Source organism: Enterocloster bolteae (assembly GCF_002234575.2).
Classification (GTDB): Bacteria; Bacillota; Clostridia; order Lachnospirales; family Lachnospiraceae; genus Enterocloster; species Enterocloster bolteae.
This window is the reverse complement of the sequence record NZ_CP022464.2, coordinates 1001343-1017070: the sequence shown is the minus strand read 5'-3', so window position 1 is coordinate 1017070 and position 15728 is coordinate 1001343. Positions and strand designations below refer to the sequence as shown.

Genomic DNA, 15728 nt, shown 5'->3' with positions numbered 1-15728 from the left:
ATGTTCGGAAGAAAGAAAAAGGCAGAAGTGTTTATGGCCAACGACCTGGGATTATACACCACCGTACATCAGGCCCTGAAGGCCGGACAGATTCCCTGCGAAGTAAAGGTTGTCAATACAGGTACCCGGAACAGGCGGACCGGCGCACTCATCGGCAGGGTAGGTGAACGGCCTGAGCTGGAAATACAGTACTATATTTATACGCCCCTGGAATATGCAGACAGGGCCAAGTATGTGATTGATGAATACAGGAAAAATTTATCCCGGTAACCAAGGAATCCATAACGTATCAGGGGAAGGACGTGACTCGTACAAATCACGTCCTTCCCCTGTTTACTTCCATCCATATCTATAGCCGGCCGGCTTCCAGTCCGCTATGCCTTTAAGCCATCATCGTTCCCAGCCCCGTCCGTATTATCCTTCATGGCCATGCGCTTTTGCGCAAGCTTCCGCATCAGTGCGAATTCATCATAAATACTCCACTCTTCCCGGAACATACCGTCTTTTATAATATGCTGCGATATACCGGAAATGACCACGTGGGCTCCTGTGGCAGGCCCATAGATGCCAAAGCCCTCATGGGTGCCGATTATATTCCATCTGGTGGCGCACCGGTATTCGTCCCGCTTTTCATCATAGAGATAGTATACATCCTCCACCTGCATGGCCAGATTGGGGAAGGCCTGGAACAGATTCAGCTGGTCCTGCAGGAAATCGCCTCTGCCCACCAATTCCCTGTCTGAAGGTCCATGGTATCTGTAATCAGGGGCATAATTATCCTTAAACTGATTGAACATTCTTCTGTTATAAATCTCATGATAGCTTTTTCTGATAAAATACTCTATATCGCTGTACCGCCCGTTATTATCTCCGAATCTGTCCGGAGCAAACTCGCCGTTCAGCCGTTCAATCTCTCCCCATGTGCCAGTGTCTGCCTTGGCGCTACCTCCCTTATTGGCTGTGGCCTCCAATACTTTCATGGGGTCGTACCCCAATTGCCTGATTAGGCTGATTTCGTTATATACCACCCACTCCTCCACAACACGGTCGCCTTTTACATAGCAGTTAGCCACTCCCCATACCACTACCTTCCTGCCGGTAGGCGGACCATAGATGGTGTGTCCCGTATTGTGGCCAATCCAGGTCCACCTCATGGAAGTATGGAAGCCTCCGTTTCCATCAGATGCCCAGATAACATCGTCAATATAATCCTTGATATCCGGATATCCGGCCAGCTTCATCACAGAGTTTGCGATGACCTGATCCCGGCCGTATGTCACACCATCCGATGTATGTACCAGGGCATTATGCTTATAATGGTCATATATCTTCCCCATCCCCTTATCATCCCATATGTCATAGGTATGGCGGATGATAAAATCCGCAGGGTCGCGCCATTTTCCAAATCCAGGCATGGGCACTTCCTGCTCCCTTGCCTTGCCGTCCTTCCACATCACTGTAATATCATCCTTCAACGGCACTGACAGCTGTCCCAGGGTTTCCTGGTATACATTCCCCCTGTAGCGGATGTTCCTGTCGCAATCCTCTTTTTTACCGCCGGTACCGGACTCCTTTTGCGCCCCTGAAGGCTCCCTCAGGATATCTTCTGCTTGTGCAGCCTGATTCTTTGTGTTCTTTACCTCACTCATATATCGTTCTCTCCTATCTCTCTGTTATTTCATCAGGCCAGGCAGCCAGGTAGACATCTGCGGTATGAATATTACAAATATCAGTCCAATTCCCATGGTCAGTATCCATGGCCAGATTTCCTTTACTATCTCCTCAAATGGCGCTTTGGATATCTGGGCCGCCACAAACAGGTTGCCTCCCACAGGAGGAGTTATGATTCCCAGTGTGGAATTAAATATAAACATGACCCCAAAATGGATAGGATCAATCCCATACTGTGTTGCAATCCCCAGTAAAATGGAACTCAGTATGACATTAATGGCAATACCGTCCAAGAACGTTCCAAGGAACAATACCAATGCGTTTAATATTATAAGGGCCACAATCTTTGACGAAACGCTTCCCAATATTAATGCAGCCAATTTTGTGGGTATTTCCTCCAGCGTCAGTATTTTACCGAATCCAGAGGACACGCCCAGGATAAACAGTATTGTACACGTAGTAATCACAGTTTTATAAAACATCTGGGGCAGCATTCTGGCCTCAAGTCCGCTGTTCCTCTTTAACAGGCCGTAAATCAGGCCGTAAACCACCGATACCACAGCTGCCTCTGTAGGCGTAAAAATCCCGGAATAGATACCCCCTAAAATGATGACCGGCATAATCAGGCTGAATTTCGCCTCCCACATGGTCCTCAGTTTCCGGCGCAAAGGAATGGGGTCGTTTCCTGAACAGATATTATGCTTTTTGCCGTAAATATGGCAATATACCAGGAAACAGCAGCCAATGAATAATCCCGGCAGAATCTCTGCCGTAAACAGCTTGGAGATAGACACATTGTTCAGGCTCCCGAATACAACCAGTCCCATGCTGGGAGGAATCATCTGGCCGCAGCAGCCTGCCGTGGCAATGAGTGCCGCCGCCGCTCCCTGGCTCAGCCCCTGCTTTCGCAGCTCCGGCAGGGCAATCAGGCCAATGGCAGCTATGGTGGCATAGGCGGAACCGGAGATTGCGCCAAAGGCCATGCAGGCCAGAACCGTTACCATCATGATTCCGCCCTTCAGCCTGCCCACCCATACATTAGCGGCTTTAAACAAACCTTCTGAGATTCCTGCCTCTGACATAATCTGTCCGGCCAGCACAAAAAAGGGAACCGCTGTCAGTGTAAAGGAATCAACACTGTTGGCCATGGCGCGCACAAAATAGGACAGGGATATGATATCGCTTGTAAAAACAGAGCCCAATACCCCAATGCCTATGGCAAAGCCAATGGGTACTCCCAAGAAAGCCAGTCCCAGGAACAGAACAAACAAAACAGCAACTGACATCACGCTCCCCCCTTTTCTTCCTCAATTTTGTCCGCCTCAATTCCCCCCTGGCGGATCTGTCCCGCAATCTTTACCGTACACTGGACCAGCCTTAGACACACCAGTAGAAATCCCAGGGGCATAACAAGATAAAGGAGCCACATTGGTATGGGCAGGGACACGGCGGTCTGCCCTCCCTGGCGGATGATACTCAACAATTTATATCCTTCAATCATACAGATAACGGAAAAACCAAAACATAAGATATTACATAAAATATCCAGATACAGTCTCAGGCCCGGCCTGAGTAAGGAACGCACAAATGTTATCCTTATATGTTCCCCTGTCTTTACCGCATACCCTATGGAGATGAACACCATCCATACAAACATGTACCTGGTCATCTCTTCTGTCCATGGAAACGGAGTTGAAAACAGGTACCGCCCCACTATCTGAAGTGTTGTAAAAACAACCATAAGGGCCAGGAACACAGCGCCTATAAAAACTTCCAGCTTGTCGTCCACCCATTGAATCACTTTTTTCACGCTCTTTTTCACATCCTTCCGTCCTTATAAAGCAGTCATCAGTTCCTGAATGTCTCCAGTATCTCTTTGCCGCACATTTCTTCCACTTTAGGCTCGGTCGCCGCCACCATAGCTTCCTTGATTTCCGCCCTGGCCTCATCGGTCAGCTCCGTATAGAGAATCTTGCCTTGTTCCTGAAGCTCTTTAATCTTCTGTACGGAATCCTCCTCCTCCTTCATGGCAATCTTCCACTCCTCCTCTGCTGCCCCGGCGATTGCCTTATCATATGCAGCTCTCTGTTCTTCAGAAAAAGAATTATATTTGGCGGAAGAGATCAGTATTACATTGATGGAATAACTGTGATTGGTATCGGTTGCGTACTTCAGTACATCTATAAGCCCCTGCTGGATGATAGGCATTTTTGATGAAACCAGACCGTCTACCGTGCCTTGCTGAAGACCTGTATACAGCTCATTCCATGCCATAGGTGTAGGGATACATCCCAGTGCTTCCAGCTCCGCAATGTTAATGGGATTCTCCGGCGCCCTGCTTTTAATTCCCTGGAAATCCGCCAGAGTGTTCACTTCTCTTACATTATTCCAGAATATCCTTCCTGAGCTTCCAAAGAAAGCAGCCACTTTGACGCCCATATTTTTATCGTCAGCAGCCTTTTTCAGCAAATCCCCCTGCTCTCCGTCCAGCTTCGCCTTGGCATCCTTTAAATCATCGAACAGGTAGTCCGCGTTAAATACATAAAACTCCTTAATATTCGGCGCAAACTGTAGCTCTGCCACAGAAGTCATATCAATCTCTCCCAGGGTAACGGCCTCGATACTGTCGCGGTCGGATCCCACTACCTGCGCATTAGGAAATATTTTGACCTCAATTCCCACGTCCTCCCCTTCAATAATTTCCTTAAACTTCAGAAAACCCTGATGGGTGGCCTCTTTTTCATTTGCCTGATGGGCAATTCTGATTTCCAGCTTGGATGATTCAGCGCCGGACGGCGAGGGAGCGTCTTCCCCGCTTCCCTGCTCTTGCTTTGCAGCAGCTGGTTTCTCTGTACCGCAGCCCGTTAACGCGAGAGCTAATCCTACCAGACTGATTGTTATAACCTTTTTCATTGTTTTTTTCATTTTAAACCCCTTTCTCCATCAACACATTTACGATTATTTGCTTCACTGATTCCCCAATTACCGGTTTGACCTTCCCTTATCCCTCCCTTCCCATCAGGTTTAATCAGAATATATCTGCGGAAAATGAATACGTAGTCATTTTCCTGTAAAATAAATGATTGACATTTAATGTCTGTCAATCATCCATTTGTTCTAATGACGGACAGTATTCCTCACAATCAGCTGCATAGGAACCGCTACCGTCTCTGGGGGCATCTCCGGATTCTCCATATTCTCTATCAGGACCCGGACAGCCTCTTTGCACAGAATGTCATTCTGCTGCTGCAGTACAGTGAGGGAATACGACCTTAAAGATGCTGCAAACGTATCATCTAATCCCATAATAGAATAATCTTCACCCGGCACATACTTATACTTTAACCGTCCGCAGTCCATGACTCCCAGAGCCATCAGGTCATTGGCGCAGAAGATTGCCTCCACAGGCAGTCCCGAGGCAAATATACGGTCGCCTGCCCGATAGCCGGACTCATACGAATAATCGCCTGCCTGTATCATACACTGGGTTATACCGCATTGTTTAAGGCCGCCCAGAAAACCTTCCTGGCGCTCATCGTGATTCAGATAACAGCTTTCCTCCGCGGAAACATATGCAAATTCCCGCATCCCTAATCCATGCAAAAATCTCGCCGCCCTCTCCCCGGCCCCGTAATTGTCGGAATATACCATATTAATATCCGTATTAGGACTGTATACATTGAGAAGGACAAGAGGTATTCCCTTCTTTTTCCACTCCCCGGATATCTTGTGGGTCAGGGCCGATGAGGTGATGATGATACCGTCCACACAGTACTCCAAAAGCCTTCTGAGTATCTGATTGATGTCACTGTCCGGAGCCGTGTTGAACACCATTACCCTCAGCCCATATTCCTGGAGAAGATTGGTAAGGATATTAAGCAGGCCATAGTAGTACACGTTATATGTGTCAGACAACACAACTCCGATTATCCCGGTCCGGTTGGAGTTAAGACCTCTGGCCAGTGCATTGGGACTATATCCAAGCTCTTCAGCAGCCTTCAGCACCTTTTCCCTGGTCTTATGGCTTATCCTGTCATTCCACTTTTCATTAAAGACCCTGGATACAGAAGACTGGGATACCCCGGCCCTCTTTGCCACATCAAACGAAGAAATGCTTTTTATCATTCTTTTATCTATCATATAACCACCTATACCGTGATTGATTACGTCGTCATATTTTATGACTACGCAATCATTTATATCTTATATATACACTCCCCGTTTAATAATGTCAATATTAAATTTTATTTTTTACATTTTTTTGTCTACATTTCACATATCAAACCGCCAAAAATTAGCGGTTTTTTTGTTTTTCTTTTTCCCAGGCTTCTAACTTCTCCATCCAGACTCATATTTTTAATAAACGCTCCACATCCGCTTCGATTCCCAGGCAGTCATCCGCTGTCTCCATGCCGTACTCCACTACCAGGTCAGCCTGAGGGGTATATTCCCCGGCCCATGCCATGAAGCTGTCAAAATCCAGGGTTCCGTCCCCAATCCGTCTGTGGCTGTCGTGAACTCCGTCATTATTGTGAAGATGATATGCCAGAATCTGCCCTTTCAGGCGTTCCATAACGCTGCGCAGGTCCCAGCCATTGGCATGGGCATGGCCGATGTCTATGAGTACCGGGTATCCTTCCGCCCGGCACAGGGAGACAAAGCCGCTCTCATCTAACAGCATATTGTTCCGGTCCATGACCCCCGCATTCTCCACGGCCACCGGTATTCCCAGGGGACGAAACAGTTCCTCCACCCTGCGGTAATTGGCGCAGGAATCCCGCAGCATCCTCTCCTCATCCCTGACAGCACAGTTGTTGTGATGAAAAACCATATAGCGGCTGTTAAGCCTCTCTGAGTAGCGGAGGGTCTGGCCCACCAGTTCCATGGTGTACTCATACTCCTGGGTTCCCTGGGGCGCCGAGTGCTCCGCCTTGTAATAGGGGCCGTGAAAGCTGATGGGAACATGTTTTAACATGTCCATGCTCTCCTCAAGGAGAGAGGCGAATGCCTGCCGGTGGAACATGGGAAATACTTCCACTCCCACCTGTCCCTTCCATTTTTCCACATAGGACAGAATCCGCTTAAACTCCTCCGCCTTATACATATTGGTACTGATGAGCAAAGCCATGGCCGTTCTCTCCCTTCTTACTGGCACCTTTTTGGAGTATATACGGCTCCCTGGCAGCCCTTAGCTGCTCCGGATAGCCCAGGGACACCTGGGTAGCCCTGTCAAAGAGATGGATTCTGTCAAAATCCGGCTGGATGTATACGCTCTCTCCCGGAGCAGGGACATCCCCCTCGCTTACAGCAATAATTTCCATATTGTCCACCTGCACATATACGCCGTACCGGTTGCCGTAATCCTCCACGTACTTGACGGTTCCCTCCAGGGTATTTTCCTGGCGCCTGCGGTGCAAAATCATGTGCTCCGGGCGTATTCCCAGGAACAGACGGCCGGATTCGTTGCGGGAGGCCAATCCTGACCACATGTCCGGCAGCCAGACCACCTGTCTGCCGATCACCAGCGTTCCCCTGGTATAGGATGCCTCCACAATATTCATGGAGGGGGATCCGATGAATTTTGCAGTAAATACATTGGCGGGGCGGTTGTATACATTGGCAGGGGTGTCCAGCATCTGCATTTTCCCCTCATGCATCAGAGCAATGCGCTGTCCCACGGTCATGGCCTCAATCTGGTCATGGGTCACATAAATAAGGGTCTGATGGTACATCTCATGGATTTTCACCAGCTCCTTCCTGGCCCGCAGCCTCAGCTGGGCATCCAGGTTGGAAAGCGGTTCGTCTAAAAGGAAATAATCCGAGCGCTTCACCACTGCCCTGGCCAGCGCCACCCTCTGGCGCTGGCCGCCGGAAAGATCCTTTGGCCTGCGCTCCTCCAACCCTTTCAGGTCCAGCATATCCAGAACCTCCGAAAGCCTGGTCTTTATCTCCGCGGGATCCATTTTGTGGGCCTTTAGGCCGTAAACGATATTGCTTTGCACCGTCATATGAGGAAACAGGGCATAGTTTTGAAATACCATGGACACATTCCTCTCCCCGCAGGGAACATCGTTTACCAGACGGCCGTCCATATAGAGATTTCCCCCGCTGAGCCTCTCCAGGCCCGCAATCATCCGCAGGGTGGTGGATTTGCCGCAGCCGGAAGGTCCCAGCAGAATCAGGCGCTCTCCTTCCCTGATTTCCATGTTTAAATCCTTTACGATTACATTTTTGTCATAAGCTTTCACTACATGGTCAAATACTATGTTTTTCATTGATTTCTCCTTATTTGATTCCCTTGGCCGCCAACTCCCTAACCCTTGATTCCCGACATGGCAAAGGTATTGATGATATAGCGCTGGAACAGGATATACAATGCCAGCGGAATCACCATGGTCATGACAGAAACAGCCATTGCTATGGTAAACTCCGTTCCCCCCTCCGCGCTTATGTACATCTGCAGGGCCAGGGACAGGGTATAATTCTCCTTGCTTTTCAGTATAAGAACAGGCCACACATACTCGTTCCAGGAATTGATGAAAAAGATGATTCCCGTGGAAATGATGGAGGGCCGTACTAACGGGATGATGATATCCCTCATGATCTTCAGATTCTTCACATTCTCCATCCTGGCCGCCTCGATAAGAGCCCTGGGGATTCCCCGCATGGACTGGCGCAGGAGAAAGATTCCCAGCACATCGGCCAGCTGGGGCAGGGCCACGCCCCATATCTTGTCGCTGAGGCCGATTTTGGAAATCATCAGATAGTTGGGAATCATGGTAACGGTAAACGGTATGAACATGGTGGCCAGCATGATAAAGTACAGGATTCCCTTGCCCCTAAAATCAAAATACACAAAGGAATAGGCTGCAAACAGGCCGGTAACGGTCTTAAAAACAGTTACAGTGGCAGCAATTAAAAATGTATTCATGGTAATTTTTAAGAAGGGGAGCTTGCTGAATACATGGATGTAATTCTGCACCGTGGGCCTGGCCGGAATAATCTGAAACACCGTATTAAAGGCATCCTGCATGGTCTTAAAGGAATTTGACACCGCAAATACAATGGGCATCAGGATAAGGAACACGGCACACAGAAGAAGCAGGTGCCATCCCGGCTGCATTTCTTTAATTTTCATAGTATACCCCCTTTTCCACAAACCGGAATTCCAGAAGCAGCAGTACAATAAACAGCACCATGGTAATCACTGAAACAGCTGATGATGTGCCTGTGCGGTACAGGGTAAAGGCCTCATGGTAGGACATGTATATCAGGTTGGAGCTGGCGTAGTTGGGACCGCCCTGGGTTACCACCTTGATGGGTGTAAACACATACTGAAGCCCCTGTACAATGGTGGTGATAAACACGTAGATTCCAGTGGCCGAGCTCATGGGAACCACCATGTCGCGGAAGATTTTCCACAGGGGAATATTGTCCAGTCTGGCCGCCTCAACGACCTCCTGGGATACCCCGGACACACCTGCCAGTATGATGATAAAATTATAGCCGAACACCTTCCAGGAGGTGATTATGCTCAGTACAGCAATGACCCACCCCTCGGCCTTGGACCAGAAGGGAAGGGCCAGGCCAAAGTACTTTAACACAAGGGCCACAGGGCCGGAAATGGGGTTCAGAATCCAGATATAAAGAATGGATCCCACCACCAGGGATATGACGCTGGGCAGGAAAAACACAGCTTTATAAAAGCCCTGTCCCCTCTTAATCACCGCTGACAGGATGAAGGAAAGGATGTAGGGCAGCACAAAATTCAGAACCAGCAGTACAAGGATATACACCGCCGTATTTCCCGCAATCTTCCAGGAATTCGGGTCCCTGAAAATGGCTGCATAGTTAGCCAGCCCCACAAACTTTTTCACCGGTTTTACCATATTCCACTCAAAAAAACTGAGATAGATCGTATAAAACAGGGGATAAAACATGAATACCGCAAACACAGCCAGCGATGGCACAAGAAACAGATATCCCAGCAGTGTCTGCTTTTTTTCTTCCTGATTCAATCTGATTTTACCTCCATAAAGGGGCAGGTATCCCCATGTCCCCGGGGATACCCGCTCCAATTTATTGTAAGCAGCTGTATTTCAGCCGGTTACTGTACTGCCAGCAGCTGGTTGATGGCATCCTGTGCTGCCTTCATGCCCTGTTCTGCCGTCACCTGCCCGCCCAGAATCTGGTCCCTCATGTCTAAGAGCATCTGCTCTGCCTGCAGGCCGGCGTCTCCCGGAAACGCTGTCCACGGAACCACTCCGTCCATCTGCTGGATGGCTGCGTTCATCATCTTGTTCTCTGCCAGGAATGTCTTAAGCCCGTTCTCAGCCCCGGCCACATCCTTTCTGGGAGGCACATAACCGGTTCCCTCTGTCCAGGCTGCCATGGACTCCACGCTGTAGAGAAACTTCTCAAATTCCCATGCCGCCTCAATCTGGTCATCGCCCTGAGCCGTAATAGCCAGGAAGCATCCTCCTGCCGGAACCATGCGCTCCTTGTCTTTCCACAGGGGGGATTTTACGGTTGCCACGTCAAACTGCGCGCCCTTCTGCACGGAAGCCCTTCTGGCAATGGTGGTGTATAACATGGCGCAGTTGCCGTCAATAAAGCTCTGGCACCCTTCCTCCCAGGAGATATGTAAAGCGGTCTGGTCCTTCACCATATCAGCTATCAGCTGCATGGCTTCAATTCCATCCTCCGTGGCAAAGGAGGCCTCTTTTTTGCCCTCAGCGTTGGTGGTCAGCATCTTAGCGCCGCTGCTTTCAATCAGTCCCTGCTGTGCCCAGAAATCCGCGGGCTCCTGCATATAAAAACCGTACTTTCCTGTCTTTTCCTTGATGGTCTTTGCAAACTCGCTGACCTCCTGCCAGGTAGCCGGGCCGTCCTCCGCAAGTCCTGCCTCCCTTAAGATGTCCTTGTTGATGTAGAGAACCGGATTACTCAGGGAATAGGGGATGCCCACCTGGGAACCCTGGCTGTTTACAGCCAGCTCAAGGACATTGGGAAGAAATTTGTCCTGAAGGAAACCCGCATCCTCCTTGTCAAACCTGTCTATGGCTTCCTGAGGGGACACATAGGAAAAGTTATTGGAAAAATAATCCAGAAATGCCCAGCCAATCTGCACCAACGCCGGAGAATTGCCTGCTGCCGCCTCTGCCTGGAGGTTCTGCATCAGTCCCTTATACATGTCCGGGTTGTATTTTGCCACTACCTGGATGTGGTCGTTGCTTTCGTTAAACTGCTTAACCAGCTCGTCTACTACCAATCCTCCCTGTGTTTCCGCATTACAGTGCCAGTATTCGATTACTATTTTTTCTCCGGAGGAGCTGTTTCCCCCGGTCCCGGACCCTGTACCGGTATCTGTACTGGTATCTGTATTAGTGTCTGTGCCGGCCTCTGCCCCGCTTCCGGTCTGGTTTACCGCTGCTGTGCCGGTCTGCGCATTGGCTGCACCCGCGTTATCCCGGGCTTTGCTGCCTGACGCTGCACCGCAGCCGGATAAAACTGCCATTGAAGCTGACACTGAAACTGCCATGGCCAATGCCATCAAAGATTTTACACTTCTTCTCATTACTCCATTTCCTCCTAATCATTCCGTTGTATGTTTTATCTTAAAGATTGAATGTAAATTCCGGAAGATAAAATCTGTAAAATCTTTGCAAGGAATTGGAAAAGTACAAAAATAAAGCACGGACCTAATCTTTTGTCCGTGCTTTCATCCATACATATACTGTATCAATTTATCCGCCCGCCGTAGGGGCATGCCTTAAATTCCTGAATCCGGGCCATCCATCTACAATGTGACTCCCTGCTTAAAGATAGCCAAATCATGAAAACCGGCTTCCTCTGACTTAACCTTTTCCCCGGAAGCCACCCTGAGAACATATTGGAACAATTCCATGGCCACCTGGTCCTTCGTTTTTGTCTCCACCATTTCGCCGGCATTAAAATCGATCCATCCTGCCTTGTATCCGGCCAGCTTTGAATTGGAGGAAATCTTCATGGTGGGAACCAGAGTCGCAAAGGGCGTGCCCCTTCCCGTTGTAAAAAGGACAATCTGGGCGCCGGATACTGCCAGGGCCGTGGCCGCTACCAGGTCATTGCCCGGAGCGGACAGCAGGTTAAGGCCCTTCTCCCTGACGCGTTCGCCGTACTCCAGCACACCGCACACTGGTGAGGAACCGGACTTCTGGGTGCAGCCAAGAGACTTATCCTCCAGGGTGGAGATACCCCCCTTTTTATTGCCCGGGGATGGATTTTCATAGATAGTCTGGTTGTGGCTGGTGAAATATTCCTTGAAGCCATTGATGAGCTTCACAGTCCTGGCAAATGTCTCCTCATCCCGGCACCGGTTCATCAGAATGGTTTCAGCGCCAAACATCTCCGGCACCTCGGTGAGAATCGTGGTCCCGCCCTTGGATATAAGTATATCGGAAAATGCACCCACCGCCGGATTGGCCGTGATTCCCGACAGCCCGTCGGAGCCGCCGCACTTCATGCCGATGATCAGCTGAGACGCGTCACATTCCACCCTGACATCCCCGGAAGCCTTCTCATACAGCTGTCCCAGAAGCTCCATGGCAGCTTCCATCTCATCCTCACAGTCCTGGCATTGCAGGAATTTCACCCGTTCCGGGTCATACTCACCGATATAGTCCATCAGAACCGGTATATTGCAGTTTTCACAGCCCAGTCCCAGAACCAGCACACCGCCCGCGTTGGGATGATGGATGATGTCGGCCAGCACCTTCCTGGTATTCTCCTGATCCTCCCCCATCTGGGAGCATCCGTAGGGATGGGCAAACGCCACGATATCCTCCACGTTTCCCAGCATAAAACGGCGCTTTGCCTCCTGCTCCATTGCCCTGGCCACTGAATTCACGCAGCCTACGGTGGGAAGAATCCACAGTTCATTGCGCACTCCGCATCCTCCGTCCCCCCGCTTATATCCCATAAAGCTGGATGGGGATGACTTGGGAAGTTCCTTTATCTGAGGCTCGTATTGATACTCCAGCACATCGCCCAGGGCAGTGCGTACATTATGGATATGCACCCAGTCCCCGGGATTAATCTGCCGGGAGGCATATCCGATGCGGCAGCCGTATTTGACCACGGGCGCGCCCTCCGGTATTTGGCAGACTGCAAACTTATGTCCCTGGGGAATATCCTCATTTAAAACCACTGTATATGGGTCTGACGCAACTGTACTTCCTTTGGACAGCGGCTTTAACGCCACCGCCACCGTATCTTCCCTGTTGATTTTTATAAACTCCTGCATATAACTCTTCCTCCGGGCCGCACATATCATTTATGCCTGACAGGCATCTACTCCGATTCACTCAGAACCGCGTCGTACGCCTTGTCCATACCTTCTGTCTCAATCAATTCATACCACTTCTTTACATCAGCGAGAAGGGGGCTTAAATCCTGTCCCCAGTAATCTTCCCTCTTTAAAATATCCTCCACCGGAGCTGTTTTCATGAAATCCATGATTTCCTGGCTGTCATTGGCATCATCGGTGCGGTAAAATGCCATGAGAGCTGCCAGAGAAAAAGTAAGCCCCTGGGGACAGGAACCAAACATATCCCTGTATTCCAGTATGGTGGGAAGCACCCTTGCCCGGAATTTGGACACAGAGTTAAGCGCAATAGAGAGGAGCATATGCCTGATAAAGGGGTTGGAGAACCGTTCCAGCACTGCCTCTCCGAATTTCCGGTTATCTTCTGTATCGCCAATGGCCGGTATAATTTCCCTGAAGATGCATTTGCGCAAGAGGGCGGACACCTTTTCATCCTTCAGGCACTCTCCCACCGTCTTAAGTCCGTATAAATGGGCTCCCAGCACCATGGAGGTATGGGCTCCGTTCAGGATACGCACCTTCCTCTTTTTATACGGGTCCACATTGTCGGTCCAGACCACATGAAAACCTGCCTTTTGTAACGGAAGCTCATCCTCATGGCTTCCCTGGATGACCCACAGGTGGAATATCTCAGCCGTATCCATCATATTGTCCTGTTCGCCAATCCTCCGGCAGAGCTCCTCATGCTCATCCCTGGGAAATCCGGTGACAATGCGGTCCACCAGTGTGGAACAGAAATCATTTTCCCGTACAAGCCATGTCTCAAATTCCTCTCCCAGCTCCCACTGTTTTGCGTAACGGAGACAGCATTTTTCCAGCTCCTCGCCGTTGTGGTCAATCAGCTCACAGGAGAGAATAATGAAACCTTTAAGCCCCAGCCGGTACCGCTTATATAAAAGCTGGGTCAGCTTGCCGGGAAATGACCTGGCCGGCGCATCTGTAAATTGGTTGGAATCCACATACTCGATTCCCGCTTCCGTGGTATTGGACACAATAAAGCGGAAATCCGGGTTCTCGGCCAGCTTCATGTAGGCTTCAAAATCATCATAGGGATTCACGCACCTGGATATGATGTCAATATGGGTGTGCTCATCCACCACCTGCCCGTTATCAATGCCTCTGAGGAACAGGTTGTACTCACATCCCTGCTGCTCCAGTACGCTGCACATCCCTTTTTCAATCGGCTGGACTATGACCACAGAGCCGTCAAACAGCCCTTTGTCCTGCATCTTCTGGAAAAAATAGTCTGCAAAGCCTCTGAGGAATCCGCCTTCGCCAAATTGGATTACTGTTTCTTTTCTTGCCATGATACACCTCCATCTTTATGTTTACAAGGAATGGATACCCCGTTGTCTGCAGCGGGGTATCCAACTCATATTGTTAACTATTACCACAGGTTGCCGTCCTCATCAAAAGGAAGATACTCAGGTTCGCTTTCAATCGTGATGCCGGGATGATTCCTGACTTCATCATAATAAGCCTCTGACAGCATGATATGTTCCAGGTGCAGGCTGTTGGGAATCCGGACGATTCTCGGATTCTTTTTATCAATTTCATTGCAGGTGCGGACGCATACCTGTATGGCTTCCTTATCACTTTCCATGACAATGGGGATTCGGACCCCGCCAAGGACAGTACAGGTTATTGCGTTTGGATACATGGAAGCCAGGTCCAGCTGGTTAAACACCCGTTTTGTAGTTGCGCTGGAATATCCAAGACCGATTCCGTTTCCATGGGTTTCGGGGCTCAAATCCAGTACACACACCCTTTGGGCATTGATACCGCCAGATGCATAGGGTGTACAGAACGTACCCGTAATATTCGGGTCCATGCCATCACCGCTGAAATTCTTGCCAATCTGGTCCACAACCAGTACGTCACAGGAATCCACCAGTATTCTGGGCATGTAGGTAAATGCCTCTTTGAGAAGGGGCGGCTCTTTCTCCACTATGTCCTCTGCCTGGACCGCCGCTATCTTACAGGTCTCATCAAAGGCATTTTCTATCACTGCCACTGCAAACAGTACAGGTGCATTCTCTATGATTGCTTTTCCAAACATCGGCACATACTTTGCCATGTTTTTAAAGCCCGCCTCATGGCACACCTCAGCCCCATGCTGTTTTCCAAGTCCAATGGCCATCATTTTCATGATACCGCTTTCATATGGTCCCCTGAAGGCTGTATGGGGTTTTATCCTGCAGCTGACAATGATGCCGTCCGCTTCCGCGGCATATTTGTCAATGAACACATCCATGCCTTCCTCATTGACGCCTATCTTTTTTACTTCCATGGATGAGAGAATCGGGCATCCCAGATAAGACTCAGTGATGCCGTAACTCTCCAGGACATCTTTTTGTCCCTCTGCCGTAGCTCCCCCATGGCTTCCCATGGCGGGAACCACAAAGGGCTCTGCTCCCCTGGATTTAACATAGTCCGCAATTGTCTTTGTGACCAGGGCCACGTTTGCAATTCCCCTGGATCCTGCCGTAATGGCAATCCTCATACCCGGCCTGACTTTCGCTGCAAAACTCTCCTCGGACAGGTATCCCCGTATAATTCCCGGTATATCCTCCGGCTCAATCCTGGGCCGTGGAAACGTCTGTCTTACTTTAAACATTTTAGGCAAATCCTGGCTGCTCACCAGGTCCGCTACAAATTGGCGTTCTCTCATTTTCCGCAACACTCCTTATCC

General features: G+C 49.7%; 14 protein-coding genes. 1 reads left to right on the top strand and 13 read right to left on the bottom strand.

Annotated features, from left to right (window positions below; genetic code table 11):
* On the top strand, positions 1 to 270 hold the full coding sequence (locus tag CGC65_RS04760) for a hypothetical protein (protein ID WP_039897072.1): 270 nt from the start codon (positions 1 to 3) through the stop codon (positions 268 to 270).
* A gap of 104 nt (positions 271 to 374) precedes the next feature.
* On the opposite strand, the gene CGC65_RS04755 is transcribed toward CGC65_RS04760, so the two are convergent.
* The 13 genes from CGC65_RS04755 to CGC65_RS04695 all read right to left on the bottom strand — a co-directional run bounded on the left by CGC65_RS04755 (position 375) and on the right by CGC65_RS04695 (position 15707).
* Complete coding sequence (locus CGC65_RS04755) at positions 375 to 1649, bottom strand: ester cyclase (protein ID WP_002568066.1); 1275 nt, start codon at positions 1647 to 1649, stop codon at positions 375 to 377.
* 24 nt (positions 1650 to 1673) lie between these two features.
* Positions 1674 to 2957, bottom strand: a complete 1284-nt coding sequence (locus CGC65_RS04750; RefSeq protein ID WP_002568067.1) for a TRAP transporter large permease — start codon at positions 2955 to 2957, stop codon at positions 1674 to 1676.
* Positions 2957 to 3493: a TRAP transporter small permease gene (locus CGC65_RS04745; RefSeq protein ID WP_002568068.1), complete on the bottom strand. Its 537-nt coding sequence runs from the start codon at positions 3491 to 3493 to the stop codon at positions 2957 to 2959. Before CGC65_RS04745 ends, CGC65_RS04750 begins: the two co-directional genes overlap by 1 nt.
* Positions 3494 to 3519: 26 nt before the next feature.
* Positions 3520 to 4596 carry a TRAP transporter substrate-binding protein gene (locus CGC65_RS04740; protein ID WP_002568069.1) on the bottom strand — a complete coding sequence of 359 codons (1077 nt, stop codon included), beginning with the start codon at positions 4594 to 4596 and terminating at the stop codon, positions 3520 to 3522.
* Positions 4597 to 4788: 192 nt separating this feature from the next.
* On the bottom strand, positions 4789 to 5811 hold the full coding sequence (locus CGC65_RS04735; protein WP_002568070.1) for a LacI family DNA-binding transcriptional regulator: 1023 nt from the start codon (positions 5809 to 5811) through the stop codon (positions 4789 to 4791).
* A gap of 208 nt (positions 5812 to 6019) precedes the next feature.
* Positions 6020 to 6799, bottom strand: coding sequence for a sugar phosphate isomerase/epimerase family protein (locus tag CGC65_RS04730; RefSeq protein WP_002568071.1), 780 nt, complete (start codon positions 6797 to 6799; stop codon positions 6020 to 6022).
* A complete protein-coding gene (locus CGC65_RS04725; RefSeq protein ID WP_002568072.1) occupies positions 6768 to 7946 on the bottom strand; it encodes an ABC transporter ATP-binding protein in 1179 nt (392 codons plus the stop codon). The genes CGC65_RS04730 and CGC65_RS04725 overlap by 32 nt, the downstream gene beginning before the upstream one ends.
* A gap of 38 nt (positions 7947 to 7984) precedes the next feature.
* Positions 7985 to 8809 carry a carbohydrate ABC transporter permease gene (locus CGC65_RS04720; RefSeq protein WP_002568073.1) on the bottom strand — a complete coding sequence of 275 codons (825 nt, stop codon included), beginning with the start codon at positions 8807 to 8809 and terminating at the stop codon, positions 7985 to 7987.
* Positions 8799 to 9689, bottom strand: a complete 891-nt coding sequence (locus tag CGC65_RS04715) for a carbohydrate ABC transporter permease (protein ID WP_002568074.1) — start codon at positions 9687 to 9689, stop codon at positions 8799 to 8801. Before CGC65_RS04715 ends, CGC65_RS04720 begins: the two co-directional genes overlap by 11 nt.
* A gap of 89 nt (positions 9690 to 9778) precedes the next feature.
* Positions 9779 to 11248, bottom strand: coding sequence for an ABC transporter substrate-binding protein (locus CGC65_RS04710; protein ID WP_002568075.1), 1470 nt, complete (start codon positions 11246 to 11248; stop codon positions 9779 to 9781).
* 222 nt (positions 11249 to 11470) lie between these two features.
* A complete protein-coding gene (locus CGC65_RS04705) occupies positions 11471 to 12955 on the bottom strand; it encodes a UxaA family hydrolase (RefSeq protein WP_002568076.1) in 1485 nt (494 codons plus the stop codon).
* A 47-nt stretch (positions 12956 to 13002) separates the two neighbouring features.
* A complete protein-coding gene (locus tag CGC65_RS04700) occupies positions 13003 to 14343 on the bottom strand; it encodes a tagaturonate reductase (protein WP_002568077.1) in 1341 nt (446 codons plus the stop codon).
* An 80-nt stretch (positions 14344 to 14423) separates the two neighbouring features.
* Positions 14424 to 15707, bottom strand: a complete 1284-nt coding sequence (locus CGC65_RS04695; RefSeq protein WP_002568078.1) for a nickel pincer cofactor-dependent isomerase, group 22 — start codon at positions 15705 to 15707, stop codon at positions 14424 to 14426.
* Positions 15708 to 15728: the final 21 nt, after the last annotated feature.